This is a genomic window from Streptomyces sp. NPDC059668 (assembly GCF_042734135.1).
Taxonomy (GTDB): Bacteria; Actinomycetota; Actinomycetes; order Streptomycetales; family Streptomycetaceae; genus Streptomyces.
Window position 1 is genome coordinate 65,535 of record NZ_JBHWEL010000018.1, and the last position, 15,774, is coordinate 81,308.

At 69.7% G+C, this 15,774-nt stretch carries 12 protein-coding genes and 1 pseudogene; 5 read left to right on the forward strand and 8 right to left on the reverse strand.

Annotation, left to right across the window (positions count from 1 at the left end):
* Positions 1-327 precede the first annotated feature (327 nt).
* Positions 328-1,026 carry a TetR/AcrR family transcriptional regulator gene (locus tag ACFV2J_RS15975; RefSeq protein WP_385097840.1) on the reverse strand — a complete coding sequence of 233 codons (699 nt, stop codon included), beginning with the start codon at positions 1,024-1,026 and terminating at the stop codon, positions 328-330.
* A gap of 102 nt (positions 1,027-1,128) precedes the next feature.
* Between ACFV2J_RS15975 and ACFV2J_RS15980 the strand changes: the two genes are divergently transcribed.
* Entirely contained in the window at positions 1,129-1,686 is a 558-nt protein-coding gene (locus ACFV2J_RS15980) for a hypothetical protein (RefSeq protein WP_385439170.1), read from the forward strand.
* 136 nt (positions 1,687-1,822) lie between these two features.
* Positions 1,823-2,038: pseudogene (locus ACFV2J_RS15985) on the forward strand (amidohydrolase); the annotation flags it as partial.
* Between the two features lie 206 nt (positions 2,039-2,244).
* Here ACFV2J_RS15985 and ACFV2J_RS15990 read toward each other — a convergent pair.
* The 4 genes from ACFV2J_RS15990 to ACFV2J_RS16005 form a co-directional block, all read right to left on the reverse strand.
* Complete coding sequence (locus ACFV2J_RS15990; RefSeq protein WP_385439173.1) at positions 2,245-3,843, reverse strand: succinic semialdehyde dehydrogenase; 1,599 nt, start codon at positions 3,841-3,843, stop codon at positions 2,245-2,247.
* 14 nt (positions 3,844-3,857) lie between these two features.
* Entirely contained in the window at positions 3,858-4,781 is a 924-nt protein-coding gene (locus tag ACFV2J_RS15995) for an acetoacetate decarboxylase family protein (RefSeq protein WP_385082399.1), read from the reverse strand.
* A 170-nt stretch (positions 4,782-4,951) separates the two neighbouring features.
* Complete coding sequence (locus ACFV2J_RS16000; protein WP_385082400.1) at positions 4,952-5,923, reverse strand: alpha/beta hydrolase; 972 nt, start codon at positions 5,921-5,923, stop codon at positions 4,952-4,954.
* 373 nt (positions 5,924-6,296) lie between these two features.
* A complete protein-coding gene (locus tag ACFV2J_RS16005; RefSeq protein ID WP_385082401.1) occupies positions 6,297-7,547 on the reverse strand; it encodes an NADH:flavin oxidoreductase/NADH oxidase family protein in 1,251 nt (416 codons plus the stop codon).
* 95 nt (positions 7,548-7,642) lie between these two features.
* On the opposite strand from ACFV2J_RS16005, the gene ACFV2J_RS16010 reads away from it, so the two are divergent.
* On the forward strand, positions 7,643-8,254 hold the full coding sequence (locus ACFV2J_RS16010; RefSeq protein WP_385082403.1) for a TetR/AcrR family transcriptional regulator: 612 nt from the start codon (positions 7,643-7,645) through the stop codon (positions 8,252-8,254).
* Positions 8,255-8,457: 203 nt separating this feature from the next.
* Here the strand turns inward: ACFV2J_RS16010 and ACFV2J_RS16015 are convergent, their stop codons facing one another.
* Positions 8,458-9,126 (reverse strand): peptidase E, encoded by a 669-nt coding sequence (locus ACFV2J_RS16015; protein ID WP_385082405.1) that lies wholly within the window; start codon positions 9,124-9,126, stop codon positions 8,458-8,460.
* A gap of 153 nt (positions 9,127-9,279) precedes the next feature.
* On the opposite strand from ACFV2J_RS16015, the gene ACFV2J_RS16020 reads away from it, so the two are divergent.
* Complete coding sequence (locus ACFV2J_RS16020; protein ID WP_385082447.1) at positions 9,280-9,666, forward strand: CPCC family cysteine-rich protein; 387 nt, start codon at positions 9,280-9,282, stop codon at positions 9,664-9,666.
* A 580-nt stretch (positions 9,667-10,246) separates the two neighbouring features.
* Positions 10,247-10,723, forward strand: coding sequence for a hypothetical protein (locus ACFV2J_RS16025; protein ID WP_385082406.1), 477 nt, complete (start codon positions 10,247-10,249; stop codon positions 10,721-10,723).
* 215 nt (positions 10,724-10,938) lie between these two features.
* Here the strand turns inward: ACFV2J_RS16025 and ACFV2J_RS16030 are convergent, their stop codons facing one another.
* Both ACFV2J_RS16030 and ACFV2J_RS16035 read right to left on the reverse strand, forming a co-directional pair.
* Complete coding sequence (locus tag ACFV2J_RS16030; protein WP_385439178.1) at positions 10,939-12,708, reverse strand: ThuA domain-containing protein; 1,770 nt, start codon at positions 12,706-12,708, stop codon at positions 10,939-10,941.
* A 17-nt stretch (positions 12,709-12,725) separates the two neighbouring features.
* On the reverse strand, positions 12,726-15,575 hold the full coding sequence (locus ACFV2J_RS16035; protein WP_385082408.1) for a PQQ-dependent sugar dehydrogenase: 2,850 nt from the start codon (positions 15,573-15,575) through the stop codon (positions 12,726-12,728).
* Between the last annotated feature and the right edge of the window lie 199 nt (positions 15,576-15,774).

Sequence of the window (15,774 nt, forward strand, 5' to 3'; positions counted from 1 at the left end):
GTCGCCGGGGCCGTTGGGGGGCCCCGCGGGTGATTGGCGGGGGGCCCCCGAATCGCTACGCCGGGGCCGGCCCACAACTCGGGAAACCGACTCACTGGCTCGGGCGTGGACGACGCGACCTTCCACAGCCGCTTTCCCATCCATGGTGGCCGCACTGGCCGTGCTGGCCGTGCTGGCCGTGCTGGCCGTGCTGGCCGTGCTGGCCGTGCTGGCCGTGCTGGCCGTGCTGGCCGAGGGTGTCTCGCCGCTCGACACCGCGTGTCACCCGCTCAGGCGCCGAGGGAGCCCGCTCCGCGCTCAATGCGGCCGGTCGCGCCCCCTCCGCGGTCACGGGCTGGGCGGCGAGCACTCGATGTCGGCGACCGTCGTGGCCGCCGAGGGCGTCCGGCCTGGTGTGGAGGCGGTGCGCTCGTCGAGCCCACGGGCGGCGTGGATCCGCAGCAGTCCTTCGATGCCGCGCAGCAGGGTCTCGCCGGCCGGGACCGGATCGCCGAGGTAGCCGGCGCTCATCGCGCCGTCGCGGAGCATGACGAAGTGCCGCCCGGCATGATCGGCCTGCTCGGTCGCGATGTCGGCGAACAATTCGGTGACCGTCCGCAGGAACCACTCGCGGTGTTGCACGACGGCACGGTGGACCGGGTGGTCGGGATCGGGGAATTCCGCTGCCGCGTTGAGGAAGGCGCATCCGCGGTAGCCGGGCGAGCGGATCTGCTCGACCAGGGACGCGCCGATGCCCCGCAGGATGCCGTCGGCCGGCACGTCCGCGGCCATCAGGGAGCCGATCTGGGTGCGAACCGCCTGGTCGACGCTTCCGATGTAGGCGACGGCAAGGTCTTCTTTGCTGGGGAAGTGACGGTAGAAAGTGGCGTTGGTGATCTTCGACTCGGCGACCAGGCGGTCGACGCCCACCGTGTGGATCCCCTCCGCGTAGAAGAGCTGCCCGGCGGTCCTCAGAAGCCGCTCCCGGGCCTCGGAGACTCTCCTGCCGGTGCCTGTGCCGGCTTCCGTCCGTGTCATACCCCCCATGGTAGCGGGTAGAACGCTCTCTCTTGTTTTCAGGAAACGGATGTGTCAGGCTCCAAACAAGAGAGATCGTTCTCTCTGTCTCACTCTCACTTGGAGAACCCCATGGCATCCGCCGCCACCGCCGAGCACGTCGACGCCACGCCCGCCCTGCGTCGGCTGTACGTCACTCGCTTCTTCTTCGCCGCCGCGTGGGCGGCGCTCCTGCTGGTGTCCGGCTCCGAACTCACCACCGGGGCCAAGGTGTTGCTGTTTCTCTATCCCGCCTTCGACGTGGTCGCGGCTGTCGTCGACCTCAGGTCGGCGGGCGCTGCCGGACCGGTCAAGGGCCTGTACGCCAACATGGCCATCAGCGCGGTCGCCGCCGTCGGCGTCGCGGTCGCCAGCACCTCGGGCGTCGCCGACGTGCTGCGCGTCTGGGGCGTGTGGGCCGTCGTCTCCGGCCTGGTCCAGCTCCTCGTAGGCATCGCGCGACGGCCGATGGGCGGCCAGTGGGCCATGATCGTCAGCGGTGGCATCTCGGTGCTGGCCGGCGCCTCCTTCATCCGAGGCGCCTCACAGGACGACCCCTCACTGACCACGCTCGCCGGCTACGCCACACTCGGAGGGATCTTCTTCCTCGTCTCGGCGTTCCGCCTGCCGCGTTCGCCTCGCAGGGGCTGACCGGTGGCGACCGGGGATCCCGGCAGCCGGACGTGACGCGCGGGTCGGGACGTGTCCCAAAGGGTCGGTGCTACGGCCACGGTGATGGCGTACCACCGGCCACACCGCGCACCCGGCGTGGTGGGCCGGCACCGCGAATGGCGATGGTGCCGACGCCATGACCGAGGACGGTCTCACGGCACAGGCGCCCCGACCCGACGTGATACTCGCCCAGCGCGTCCTGCCCCGTCCCGCCGGCTACATAGGCACCCGGTCCGGGCCGCCCCTGTCGGCCGCGGACAGTCTGCATGTCACCGTCCACGCCCGCAGGGATCGGGCTCTCCAGCCGCCGCACTCGGGCCGTCGAGTCGTGTGCCCAGGGCGGCCGGACCGCGGTCGTGGACTTCGCGGAGTCGGCGATGAGCGGTCGAGAAGATGGTGAACCACACCGAGGTGACCGTTCCGGTCGGCGTTCCGGTCGGCGTCGTGGGGTCAGGATCTCCTGCCCCCACGGCCGCGGGCCCCTGGGAAGGCGCGCGCGCCGCGTTCCGCGGACTGAGCGCTTGCCCGTCCGGCACGTCAGCGCACACCGGCCGCCTTCATCACCTTCAACGCGCTGGTCAGTAGGGCCGCCCAGGTCTCGGGCGAGACGCGGGCGGGCGGGGTGAAGCCCTGAACGCGCTGGTGGGCGACGGTCTGCGGCTCGGTGTACTTGAGGATCCCGTCGGCGCCGTGGCGGCGGCCGAGTCCGGAGTCGCCCATGCCTCCCATGGGCGCGTCGATGCTTCCCCACGCGGCGGCGAACGCCTCGTTGACGTTGACGGTGCCGGCGTGGACACGGGCGGCAACGGCCCGGCCGCGGGCGCCGTTGCCGGTCCAGACGCTGGCGTTGAGGCCGTACGGCGTGGCGTTGGCCCGCGCGACCGCTTCGTCGACGGTGCGGAAGGGGTAGACCGAGACGACGGGACCGAAGGTTTCGTGGTCGTGGAGCGTCATGTCGGGTGTGACGTCGGTGAGGATGGTCGGCTCGTAGAAGAGTGGGCCCAGATCCGGCCGTGCTCGGCCGCCGGTCACGACGGTCGCGCCCTTGGCGACGGCGTCGTCGACGTGCGCGGTGACGGTCTCCAACTGGGAGGGGTTGGTGAGGCTGCCGACGTCGACGCTGTAGTCGTAGGCGGCGCCGATCTTGAGCTGCTTCGTGCGGGCGGTGAACGCGGCGACGAACTGGTCGCGGATGGACTCGGCGACGTAGAGACGCTCGATGGAGACACACAGTTGTCCGGCCGAGGGAAAGCACGCGGCGACGGCGCCGTCGGCGGCTTTGCCGATGTCCGCGTCGTCGAGGACGATCATGGCGTTCTTGCCGCCGAGTTCCAGGGACGCGCCGATGAGGCGCTGTCCGGCGTCCCGGGCGATCCGGCGTCCGCTGGCGGTGGAGCCGGTGAACATCATGTAGTCGGCGTTGTCCATCAAGGCGTCGCCGAGGGAACTGCCCCGGCCCACCACCATCTGCCACACACCGGCCGGCAGACCGGCCTCGTGCATCAGGTCGAGCGCCCACAGCGCGGTGAGAGCGGTCTGGGTGTCGGGCTTCTGCACGACGGCGTTGCCCGCCAGGAGCGCGGGGACGGCGTCGCCTGCGGCCATGCTGAGCGGGTAGTTCCACGGCGAGATCACCGTGACGACACCCTTGGGATGACGGAGTTCGGTGGTGTGGGTCAGCACCGGGATCGCGCCACGGCGTCGCCTGGGCTCCAGGTACCTGTCGGCATTGCGCGCGTAGTAGCGGGAGGTGATCGCGATGTCGGTCACCTCGAGGAACGCGTCGCGACGCGTCTTGCCGCTTTCGGCCTGCATCAGGTCCAGTGCCTCGTCCTGGCGGGCGAGCACAAGGTCGTGGAACCGGAGCAGGATCTTCTTGCGCTGACGCAACGGGAGGGCGGCCCAGAGTTTCTGGGCGATCCGGGCGCGCGCGAAGGCATCCTCGACGTCGCCGGGTGACGAGACCGGCAGGTCGGCCAGCGGCAGGCCCGTATAGGGGGCGGTGGTCGTGGTCCGGGCGGCGTCGGGGGCGGCGGCGACGCGCTGTGCGAGGTGCTCGATGCGGGCCGGCGAAAGCGACGGAGGCAGGCCGGCGCCACGGGAGTTCGTGGGGCGGATCGCGTGTTCGGTGACCATGACAGGCTCCCCTGCTACTTGTTCCGGCTCGGGACGGAGGTGGGTACCGGCATGTGCAGCGCGAGCTGGCCCTGTGTCATGACGTCGAGCTGAAGGGTTCGTATCGGCCTGAGCGAGCGCAGGTCGTCCGCCATGCGGCCCTCGCCGACCTGGAGCTGGATGCCGCGTGGCAGACGCGTCGTACCGGCCGACAGCACGTTGGTCTGGCTCAGCGTCGAGTGCCACGCGCTGCCGATGGAGGTGTAGGAGGTGAGCGAACCGACGCGCTCGCCGCTTCGGTACGCCGTCTGCTCGGGCGTGGCCGCCTGGAGGGACAGGTCGGTCCCGCCTGCGTCGTTGGCGACCCGCGCCTCGGTCCGCTGGGGGTCGATGTCGACGTCGAGGGCGGTGACCCACTTGGGGAAGCCGTAGCCGTCGTGGCCGCGCACCTGGGCGATCTCCGTGCTCACCGGGAGGGACAGCACGTAGGAGTCGAGGTGCTCGTTCTTCAGGCCAGCGACGAGGTCGAAGAGGCCGAGCCTGCCGTGCCGGGCGGGCTTGACGGCGATGCCGACGGCGGCCTCGGTGTAGAAGTCGATGTCGCACACGTCGTAGCGGAAGAACATCACCGACACGAGACCGACGCCCGGGGCGATCTCCAGCGGCGCCAGTTCCTCGGGCAGGCGCGAACGGATGGCGCGGGAGGGGGCGAGCATGGTGAGCCGCGCGGTCGATACGGCGTAGTAGAAGTTCGGCGTGAGGGTGCTGCCGATCGGTGAATCGACCTTGGCCTTGGGGAGCCGGCGGAAGAAGTCCACACCGCTGACGCGGGGGTCCCGGGCGACTTCGTCCAGGTCGGTGTCCATCCGGTACCGGTCGTACAGGCCGCCCTTGGGGACGGTGACCGTGCGGCCGCCCAGGTCCACCTTGACCGTGTCCTTCTGCGTGGGTGTTGGCATGACGTGCTTCCTCACCTCGATGTTTACGGTGCACACATGACCCTAACGCTCGATGTATGCACCGTCAACACTGCCTTCGGACGCCTCGTGTGACGTGTGCCGCGCACACCACGAAGGTCCGGGCCCGCAAGCGCAACGGCGCCTTGGGGCCCGGACCTTGGGTGGCTGAGTCAGTCGTGCAGCGCCGTCCTGAGCGCGTCGACGGCAAGCTTGCGGGCGACGTTCGCGGCGCGGGTGTCGCGCAGGCTGTCCAGGAGCAGGAAGTCGTGGACCATGCCGGCCACCCGGACCGAGGTGACGTCCACGCCGGCCTCACGCAGTTTGTTCGCGTACTGCTCGCCCTCGTCGCGCAGCACGTCGGCCTCGTCGGTGATGACCAGCGTCGTGGGCAGCCCCCGCAGCTGCTCCAGGGAGGCCCGCAGCGGGGAGGCGTACACCTCCGTGCGCTGCGCGTCGTCGCTGGTGTAGGCGTCCCAGAACCACTTCATTCCGTCGCGGGTCAGGTAGTAGCCCTCGGCGAACTGCAGATAGGACGGGGTGTCGAAGTCGGCGTTGGCCACCGGGTAGAGCAGCACCTGTGCCTTGAGGTCGATACCGTCGCGCTCCTTGTTCATCAGCGCGAACACCGCTGCCATGCAGCCGCCGACCGACTCGCCGGCGACCGCGATCCGCGAGGTGTCCAGGCCGTGCTCGGCGCCGTGCTCCAGGACCCATCGGCCCACGGCGTAGTTCTGCTCGACCTGGGTCGGGTACTTGGCTTCCGGCGCCCGGTCGTAGACGGGGAACACTCCCGCGGCGCCCGCGCCGACGGCGAGTTCACGGAAGAGGCGGTCGTGCGTCTTGTCGTCACCGAAGACCCAGCCGGCGCCGTGGATGTAGAACACCACCGGCAGCGGTCCGCTCACGCCCTTGGGCCGGATGACGCGCGTGCGTACGGTGCCCCACTGCCCGGCGTCGACGTCGACCCATTCCTCGTCGACGTCCGGTCGGGGCACGCTCGCATCGCTCTGCAGACCGAGAAGGATGTCCCGGCCTTTCTCCGCTGGCGCCTCGTAGATGCGCGGGTGCGGGTCGGTGGCCTCGGCGAGCTCCTTCGCGGCGGGCTCGAGGTAGGGGGTGATCGGCGGCGGAAGCTCGGTCATGTTCGCTCCAAGTCACGAGCACACGAAAGGTGCTCTGATCAGCGCCTTGTCCGGCCGCGGTCTCCTGGCGCGCCTCGGCGCGGGCCTGAACGTCTCCCTTCATCGTTCGCGCGCGGATCATGGGCCGCAACTCAGTGACGGGGCAGCCGCGGACCCTTCCACAGGCCTGTGCCGTGACAGGGCGGGCGACGGTCCCGGGTTCCCCGGTCCGCGGATCACACTGCCGCCGCTGCGTTCACGTCGGTGACGAACCGGCGCGGGTGCCCCGGCCGTCATCGGCCCGCCGCGGGGCGCGCGGGCGGCGGACCGGGGGGCTGTGGCGCGGGCGGGAACCGAGGCTCTCCACTCCTCCGGCCCGCTTCTCGTGGGTGCCCTACGGCGCTGGCGTGGAGCGCGGCCCGGTCAGCCACAGTCGGTAGCGGCGCAGGGCGCGTCGCTGCCTGCGCCGCTCCGCGAGCAGTGCCAGGGCCGGGTGGGTGTTGGGGGTGGGCCTGCTGCCGCGGGCGATCCGGCGCATCTGGTGGCGGACCTGGGCCATGCTCGCGGCGGAGGCGAGGGCCTTATCCGACCACGTCACCGGCCGCAGCTGCCGGTCGGCTTCCCGGCCGCGGCGCCAGCGGTCGGGCAGGTCGGGGGTGACGGCGAGCGCGGTTCCCATCCCGACGATCGCCACACCACCGGTGAGTACCTCCTCGGCCGTCTCCCGGCGGGTGATACCGCCGGTGAGCATCAGAGGCAGCGGGCTGGTGCGCACGAGATCCTTGGCGAGGTCCAGGAAGTAGGCCTCGCGGGCCTGCGTGCGGGAGTCGGCGGCACGGCCGGACATCGCCGGGCTCTCGTAGCTGCCGCCGGACAGTTCGACCAGGTCGACGCCGAGCGGTTCGAGCATGCCGATCACCTGGCGTGCGTCGTCGGCGTCGAATCCGCCGCGCTGGAAGTCCGCCGAGTTCAGCTTGACCGCGACCGCGAAGGAGGGCGAGACGGCGCCCCGCACCGCTCGGACGACGTCCAGAAGCATCCGCGCCCGGTTCTCCAGCGATCCGCCCCACCGGTCGGTGCGCTTGTTGACCAGGGGAGACAGGAACTGCGACAGCAGGTATCCGTGTGCGGCATGGATCTCCACGCCGTCGAAGCCCGCCTTCTCGGCCCGGTGTGCGGTGAGCGCGTAACGGGTCACGGTGGCCTCGATCTGCTCCGCGGTCATCGCGGTGGGCCGGCCGAAGCGGCTGCTGTGCTTGCCCAGGTCGACGCCCACGTCGGAGGGCCCCCACACGACACCCGGCATGTCGGACCCGATCTGGCGGCCCGGATGGTTGATCTGCATCCAGATCGACCCGCCACCGCTCCTGCCGGCCTCGGCCCACTCGCTGAACGGCTCCAGCGGCGCGGCCTCATCGAGCACGACGCCCGCGGGACCGGTCAACGCCTCGGCGTGGACCATGACGTTTCCGGTGATCAGCAGGCCCGCTCCCCCGGCGGCCCAGCGCCGGTACAAGGTCAGCAGCTCCTCGTCGGGAAGCTGGCCGTCACCGGCCATGTTCTCCTCCATCGCCGCCTTCGCGATCCGGTTGCGCAGGACCTGCCCCGAACGCAGGGGCAGCGGCGTGAACAGCTCGCTGGACATCCGAGTTACCTTCTTCCCTCTCCATCACATACGATGTGTGCACCGTTCACATTAGGGGAGAATGTAAGCGGCGTAAACATGAGGGAGTGTGAGCTGTGCCGCAAGCGACTGCGTACCACCACGGAGATCTGCGGGCCGCCTGCCTGCGCGCCGCGCGGGAACTGCTGGAAGAGGACGGCAGCGCCGGCCTGTCACTGAGGGCGGTGGCCCGCCGGGCCGGCGTATCCGCGACAGCCCCCTACCGCCACTTCGCCGACCGCGACGCCCTGGTCTCCGCGGTCGCCGCCGAGGGGTACCGCGAACTCGCCACGGACCTGGCCGCGGCTCATCCCCGCCCCTCGACGCCCGACGACCTGGCCGCCGTCGCCGTCGCCTACGTACGCTTCGCGCTCGACCATCCCGCCCTGTTCCGGGCGATGTTCGCCGAGCCCTGCGACCCGACCAGCGAGGAACGCGTCGCCGCGACCGCGGTCATCTCGGAGTACGTCCAGGGCATCGTCCACTCCGCGTTCCCGAACTCGGAGGCGGGCGCCCTGTCGACCGCGGTGTGGGCCCTCGTCCACGGCCTGGCCTTCCTGCACCTTGACGGCAAGCTCGACGCCTCCACCCCCCAGGTCGTCGCCGATCAGGTCCGCGCCACCGTGCATGCGCTCGTCACCGCCGGCTCCGCGACGGGCGCGGCCTTCGCGGAGCCTCAGCAGCCGTAGGGCGCGGCGGACTTCACCGTGCACCGTGCGCGCGGACGACGGGGCATCCGACCCGACACATGCCTCGGCCTGCCGAACGACGCGACGTCAGCCCGTACTACGCCGCGCAAGCCACCTGACGCAGGCGCTCACCCCCGCACCTCCTCACCGGCGCGCCCCGGTTGCCGTACCGCCCCGTCCGGGGCTCCCCGTCACGCGTCGAGTCACGGATGGAACCGCCACCGGCCTTCAGAAATGACATCCACCTTGCCGTCCCTGACGCGAACGGCCGTCTCGTCGTCGATGAAGTAGATCGGGAAGTCCGCCCGCGCGGCGATGCGGTCAGCCCAGGCGTCGTCCCGCTCGGGGAAATCCGGCGAGTACAGGTGGGGCTTGAGGTACCAGTCGAAGAGGCCGAACGGCGGCTCCACGGTCGTCGCGCCGAGCACGTGGAGGTCCGGGGTGTCCCCGATGACGTCGGCGGAGTGTCCGGTGAGCTGACGGCTGAAGATCATTGACCCGGCGCTCAGCCCCACATAGACCCGGTTCTCCAGCGCCTCCAGGAAGCCGTCGGCCAGGCCGTTGCCGGTGATGCTGCGCGCGAGGTGGTAGTGGTTGCCGCCCCCGACATAGATGACGTCGGCGTGCAGCAGCCGGTCGAGCACCAGCTGCCGGGGCAGGCCGTTCAGCTCCAGGATGTCGAACTCCCGCCAGCCGAGGCCGTGCAGCCGGTTCATGTCCGCGACGACCCACCCGTGGTCACCGGGCTCGGCAACGGATGCCGTGGGCACGTACACGACGTTCGCCGAACCGAACGGCTTTCCCAGCATGTCCCGCAGCGCATCCCGCAGCGTCTCGTTGCGCAGGCCACTCGCCGTCAACAGAAAGTTCATCGGACGAGCCAAGCACGGCGGACGGGCGCACGCAACAGACCCAGGGTCCACCCACACCGTCATGGCCTGGCCGCATGAGGAGCCGGCGCTGAACTCCACCAGAGGCGGGGATTCCGCAGTCGCCGTCGCAGGAAATGTGACACTCAAGGTGTGATGACACCCCGAGAGTTGCGCGAGGCGTGCCCGGCGGGCCAGGGTCCGTACGCCTGCCCCTGCTGCAAACTCCCGACCCTGGAAAGCCGCGTCGAGTGGGAGATCTGCCACGAATGCGGCTGGGAAGACGACGGCCAGGACGACTTGAACGCCGCCGAAGTATGGGGCGGTCCCAACGGATCGGAAAGCCTCACCGACGCACGCCTCCGCTACGCGCAGTATGTCGAGACCGCCAGAGAAACAGACGCGAGATCGATGGCAAACGGCGGTCAAGGCCGCTGGCTCGAAGCCTGCCTCAGCTACCGCCGTTCTCGAGGCCTGCCAGACCGCTTCGCCGCCTCGCCCAACCCCGTGGCTTGGCCGAACACCACCGAGCAGACCGACTGATCAACCAGCGTTCATCTCGCGCGCTGACATGGCCTCGACTTGGCCGCGGTCTCGGCGCAGGCCGATCCAGACCTGTTCTGGTCAGCCGCATGACCATGGGTGGAGTTCGTCGCGAGTGAACCCGGCATCCCCGGTGCCCAGGGGAACGCCGCGTCCGGGCCACAACCGGCCCAAGTCCGCGCGGGTCAGAAAGGCGACGGTGGAGCGACCTCGGCGAATCTCCGCTCCAGCGGGCGCCCTTAGGGACATCGAAAGCTCGTCGGCGAGTAACAACGCGTCTCGCAACGGCGCCTCGTGGCCGAGGCAGATCAAGGCGTCCTGTTGGTTCAACGTCCGCACCTGGTAGGCGTCTTCTTGCCGGCGCGACTCATCGAGCAGGGACGGTTCGGACGCTGCTGCATCCACCACCTGTCAGTCGGCGTCGGCGAGCAGCTCTACGATGACCGGTGGCGGGAGTGCTGGACGGCCCGCGGCCACGGGCCTCGCCCGTTTGTCCGCGCGGCGGACGAGCGGCGCCCGGTACCCTGCGCGACTTCAACACCCCTGCTGCACAACACACACCTGTGAAGGAGAAGCCGGCATGCGTCTGGGCATAACGGGCCACCGAGGCCTGCCCCCGGAGGTCGAAGGCCAGGTCCGCGCCGATCTCACCAAGATCGTCGCCGCCTACGACGCCGGGGACCTGGTGGCCATCAGCTGCATCTCCGACGGACCCGACGCCTGGTTCGCGCAGGCCGTCCTCGATCACGGCGGCCGCTTGCAGGCCGTCATCCCAGCGGCCGAGTACCGCCAGAGCCTCCCCGACTGGCACTACCCGGTGTACGACGAACTGGTGGCACGGGCCGAGGACGTCCATCACACCGGCATGCGGGAGTCGACATCGCAGGCCCACCAGGCCGGCAGCGAGATCGTGGTGGGCCTCGCCGATCAGCTGATCGCTGTCTGGGACGGGCAACCGGCCCGCGGTTACGGCGGCACTGCCGACGTCGTCGCGTACGCGCACAGTGTCGGCCTTCCCATACGCGTCATCTGGCCCGAAGGTTCCACGCGGGACTGACTCGACGAAGTTGCCCGGGCAGATACCGCTCACCTGCCGGGCAACCGGACCCCTCGCTCTGTCGCCGCGCACACATCGTGGGGTCTGAACGAGGGATCACCGTGCATGAGGCCCGCCGGCGCCGGTGGCCGGCGTTGGAAATCAGCCCGGACTGCGGGGCCAACGCCCCCGGCTCGCGGGGACCCCCTCGGAGGGAGCCCCCGCTCGGCCTCACATCACGGCAGGGTCCATCTCTGGTTGGCGTTGCCATGGCAGGTCCACAGGTGGACCGCCGTGCCGTCGTTCCAGGTACCGCCGGACGCGTCGAGGCACTTGCCCGACTGCGGATTGCGGACCGTGCCGTCGGACTGGGCCGCCCAGATCTGCGCACCCGAACCGTTGCACGTCCACAACTGGATCTTCGTCCCGTCCGCGGCGGCACCACCGGAGACGTCGAGACACTTGCCCAACGCCCGCAGCGCACCGTCGCCGGAAACCGTCCACTTCTGCGCGGCGGATCCGTTGCACGTCCAGATCTGCACCTTGGTGCCATCGGCGGTCTGGGCGTTGTCGACGTCCAGGCACTTGCCGTTCACACCCTTCACCTCACCCGAGCGGGTCCCCGGATCCTGCCCGGCACCCCGCTTGACTCGGATGTTGCGGAACGAGACGTCGTCCCCGTCCCCGTGGTTCTGGAGCCCGATGTATCCCTGCCGAAGGCTCCGTACGGGATCGGTGTTGGTGAAGTCGTTGATCTTCCGTCCGTTGAGGAAGATCTCCAACCGCTCCCCGGTGACCCGGAGTTCGTACGTGTTCCACTCACCCGGTGGGTTCAGCGCGGCATCGCGCGCGGCCAGGTCGGCGGACTGGAATCCGTACACGGCGCCCGTGGTGCGGTCGGCGGCGTCGGTGGAGTCGATCTGGATCTCGTAGCCGTTGTTCACCGCCGACCACGGGTCGTCGGAGGACGGGAAGCCGATGAAGACACCGGAGTTGTCGTCCCCGGCCATCCTCCAGTCGAGCTTGAGGGAGTAATCGCCGGTGAATTCAGTGGCGTTGTACCAGAACAGCCCCATCCCGCCCACCGAGCTGAGCGTGCCGTCGGCGAGGCTGAACTGCCCCGGACCGGCCTGCTTCCAGCCGTTGGTGGACGAGCCGTCGAACAGCGGCGTGTAACCGGTCTCCGGGCGGCAGTCCGCGTCGGTCATCCCGGCCGCCCAGCGGATACCGCCGAGGAGGTGCCGCCGGAAGGCGGGATCGGTGTACGACTCGTCGGTGTGCCCGAGCCCGGTGTAGAAGGCCCGGCCGCCCTGGTAGTCCTTGCACCAGGCGATCGGGTGGTCGCCGGACATGTTGCCGCCCGAGTAACTGGACTCGTCGAGCGAGGCGAGGACGTGGGCGGTGGTGCGCGGGTTGGTGCGGTAGTTGTACCACTCGTCCGTGCGCTGCCAGGAGGAACCGAGGTGCGCGGTGGCGTCGTGCGCCCGGTCCTCCACCTTGACGGTCGCGGACTGGATGGCGGGGTGCGAGTGGAACAGCGCTCCGGCCAGACCCGCGTAGAAGGGCCAGTCGTACTCGGTGTCGGCTGCGGCGTGGATGCCGACGTATCCGCCGCCGCCCTTGACGTACTGCTCGAAGGCCGTCTGCTGGGCGGCGTTCAGCACATCGCCCGTCGTCGACAGGAAGACGACGCTCTTGTACTGGGCGAGGTTGCCCGTCGTGAAGGCCTGCGCGTCCTCGGTCGCGTCCAGGGTGAAGTTGTTCGCGGTGCCCAGGGCGCGCAGGGCGGCGATGCCGTCGTCGATCGAGTCGTGTCGGAACCCCGCCGTCTTGGAGAAGACGAGAATCCTGTACGCCGGGTCGGCCGCCGCGAGTGGTCGTGCTTCAGCGGTCAGGGAACTGGTGGTTGACTGGCTCACCGCGCCGGGCAGCGCCGTGGCCTGCGATGACAGGCACAGCGTGGCGCCGACGAACAGGCCGAGGGCCGCCTTCAGGTAAGTACGCATGGTCGGTCTCCTCCCTCCTACGGCAGGGTCCATTTCTGGTTGGCGTTGGCATGGCAGGTCCACAGGTGGACCGCCGTGCCGTCGTTCCAAGTACCGCCGGACGCGTCGAGGCACTTGCCCGACTGCGGATTGCGGACCGTGCCGTCGGACTGGGCCGCCCAGATCTGCGCACCCGAACCGTTGCACGTCCACAACTGGATCTTCGTCCCGTCCGCGGCGGCACCACCGGAGACGTCGAGACACTTGCCCAACGCCCGCAGCGCACCGTCGCCGGAAACCGTCCACTTCTGCGCGGCGGATCCGTTGCACGTCCAGATCTGCACCTTGGTGCCATCGGCGGTCTGGGCGTTGTCGACGTCCAGGCACTTGCCGTTCACACCCTTCACCTCACCCGAGCGGGCGCCGCCGCCCGAGGTGGTGAAGGAGAACTCGTCCAGGTCGAAGAGCGCGCCGCTGCCGCCCTTGAAGACGAGGTACAGGGAAGTGGAGCCGGTGGGCTGGTTGCTCAGGCCGGCCGTCACGTCCTGGAAGGTCTCCCACCCGCCGGTCACCGGCACGGTCGCCGTGCCGAGCAGGGTGCCGGTCGTGGAACCGGTGCGGACCTCGATGGTGCCGCCCGCGCCCGCGGAGGAGACCCGGGCGGTGAACCGTGTCGCGTTGCCGAGGGCGTACGGCTGGAACGAGATCCAGTCGCCGTTCTCGATGTTTCCGACGGTCTTCCCGCCGTGTGCGGGACCGTGTGAGATGACGTCGACGCCCGCGGAGGCGCCGTAGTGCTCGCCCTGCCGGTGGCTGGGCTGAAGGACGTGCTGGTCGTGCGAGGTCAGCGCGGGCTGGCCGCCGGCACCCTTGTCGGTGTACTCGGCGTCGAGCACGCCGAAGATGTTGGCGTTGGGGTCGTGCTCGCCGTCCGCCAGGGTCTGCAGTGTGCCGCTGCATCCGGTGGTCGAGGTCTGCGGGTGGCCGTGGCTGTCGTGTCCGACGATGAAGGTGACCTTCACCTTGGTGCAGTCGACGGTGCCGTCCTCGGGGTCGGTCACCGTCACCTTGAACGGGATGGCCGCGCCGAAGTCGTAGATGCCTCCGTCCAGGGGCAGGTCCAGTTTCACCGTGGGCGCGGTGTTCCCCACCGTGATCTGCACGGAGGCCGTGGCGGACTTGCCAGTGGTGTCCGTGACCTTCAGCGTGGCCGTGTACTGGCCGTTGGTCGTGTAGGTGTGGGAGGGGTTGGCGGCGGTGGAGGTGGCTCCGTCGCCGAAGTTCCAGGCATAGCCGAGGGCGTCACCGTCCGGGTCGGTGCTGCCGCCCGAGGAGAACGCGACGGCCAGGGGCGTCTTGCCCGAGGTGACGTCGGCCTTCGCCCGCGCGGTCGGGGCGAGCCCGTCGGTGACGTGCTCGATGCGGTACAGGGCGGAGTTCTCGTCGCCGTCGAAGTAGCCGGTGCCGTAGTCGAGGACGTACAGGGCGCCGTCGGGGCCGAAGGCCATGTCCATCACCTGGGTGCCGGTCCAGGGGAAGGGGTTGATGGACTGGACGGCGCCGTCGGTGCCGGCCTCGATGCGCTTGATCCAGCGACGGCCGAACTCCCCGGCGAAGAAGTCCCCGTCGAACTCCTGCGGGAACTTCACCTCGGAGGTGGAGGCGGCGTCGTACCGGTAGACCGGGCCGCCCATCGGGGACTCCGAGCCGTTGCCGAACTCCGGGACGGACGCGCCGTCGTAGGGGATCCAGGCGGGCTGGACGGGAGGCAGGTCGGTCAGGCCGGTGTTGCGCGGCGAATTGTTCGTGGGCGCCGCGCAGTTGAAGGCGGATCCGGACGCACCGGTGGCGAAGTTGTAGTCGATGTAGGCGTCGTTGTCACCGGTGCAGTACGGCCAGCCGAAGTTGCCGGCCTTGGTGATCCGGTTGAACTCCACCTGGCCGCCGGGTCCGCGCGTGGGGCTGGCGGTGCCGGCATCCGGGCCGTAGTCGCCGAGGTAGACGGTGCCTGTGGGCCTGTCGACGCTCATGCGGAAGGGATTGCGGAAGCCCATCGCGTAGATCTCGGGACGGGTCTTCGCGGTACCGGGTGCGAAGAGGTTGCCGCTCGGGATCGCGTACGATCCGTCGGCGTTCACCTTGATCCGCAGCACCTTGCCCCGCAGGTCGTTGGTGTTGCCCGCCGAACGCTGGGCGTCGAAGGCGGGGTTGCGGGTGGCGCGCTCGTCGATCGGGGTGTAGCTGTCCGAGGCGAACGGGTTGGTGTCGTCGCCCGTGGACAGGTAGAGGTTCCCGGCCGCGTCGAAGTCGATGTCACCCCCCACATGGCAGCAGATGCCGCGGGAGGCCGGCACGTCGAGGATCTTCTTCTCGCCTGCGAGGTCCAGGGTGCCGTCGGTCCTCAGGACGAACCGCGACAGCCGGTTGACCCCGTCGAAGGGGGCGAAGTCGGCGGCTGTGCCGTCCGCGGGAGCGTCACCGGCCGGGGTACTGAGTTTGGGCGCGTAGTACAGGTAGATGAACCGGTTTGACGCGAAGCCGGGGTCCACGGCGACGCCCTGTAGACCTTCCTCGTCATGGCTGTAGACATCCAGCTTGCCCGCGACGGAGGTGGTCCCCGCGGCGTTCGTCAGCCGGACTGTGCCGTCGCGGGCGGTGTGCACGACCGAGCGGTCCGGCAGCACCGCGAGGGTCATCGGCTCACCCGTCTCGGCGACGCCCTTCGCCAGCGTGACCTGCTGGTACTCGACGGCGGCCGCCTTCGGACGGCCGGCCGGATCCGCCTGCTGTGCGGCGGCCGGGGCGATCGGCAGCAGACAGCCGACGGCACAGGCCACGGCGGTCAGCAGGTAACGGACGCGTCTGTGTCTGAGCGGTTTTTTGCGCACAGAGGTCTCCCAAGGTGGGGTGGGATGACGACAGCCCTCGCTGGACTGCCAAGCGGTGCACAGGCGCGCGCCGTCGCGCCGTCCATACCGGCCACAGCAGCACTATGACCGGTTCATTTCAAAGAAGTTACCGAGCTTTGTAAATCTCCGTAACCCACTGAGCACAACTTCCCAAGACTTTTTCCCCACCGAAGACAAA

Bases quoted from the DNA above. Each gene is read 5' to 3' on its own strand.
- ACFV2J_RS15990 (WP_385439173.1), bottom strand. From the start codon at position 3,843: ATGGTCACCGAACACGCGATCCGCCCCACGAACTCCCGTGGCGCCGGC.
- ACFV2J_RS15980 (WP_385439170.1), top strand. From the start codon at position 1,129: ATGGCATCCGCCGCCACCGCCGAGCACGTCGACGCCACGCCCGCCCTG.
- ACFV2J_RS15975 (WP_385097840.1), bottom strand. From the start codon at position 1,026: ATGGGGGGTATGACACGGACGGAAGCCGGCACAGGCACCGGCAGGAGA.
- ACFV2J_RS16030 (WP_385439178.1), bottom strand. From the start codon at position 12,708: ATGCGTACTTACCTGAAGGCGGCCCTCGGCCTGTTCGTCGGCGCCACG.
- ACFV2J_RS16025 (WP_385082406.1), top strand. From the start codon at position 10,247: ATGCGTCTGGGCATAACGGGCCACCGAGGCCTGCCCCCGGAGGTCGAA.
- ACFV2J_RS16015 (WP_385082405.1), bottom strand. From the start codon at position 9,126: ATGAACTTTCTGTTGACGGCGAGTGGCCTGCGCAACGAGACGCTGCGG.
- ACFV2J_RS16000 (WP_385082400.1), bottom strand. From the start codon at position 5,923: ATGACCGAGCTTCCGCCGCCGATCACCCCCTACCTCGAGCCCGCCGCG.
- ACFV2J_RS16020 (WP_385082447.1), top strand. From the start codon at position 9,280: ATGACACCCCGAGAGTTGCGCGAGGCGTGCCCGGCGGGCCAGGGTCCG.
- ACFV2J_RS15995 (WP_385082399.1), bottom strand. From the start codon at position 4,781: ATGCCAACACCCACGCAGAAGGACACGGTCAAGGTGGACCTGGGCGGC.
- ACFV2J_RS16005 (WP_385082401.1), bottom strand. From the start codon at position 7,547: ATGTCCAGCGAGCTGTTCACGCCGCTGCCCCTGCGTTCGGGGCAGGTC.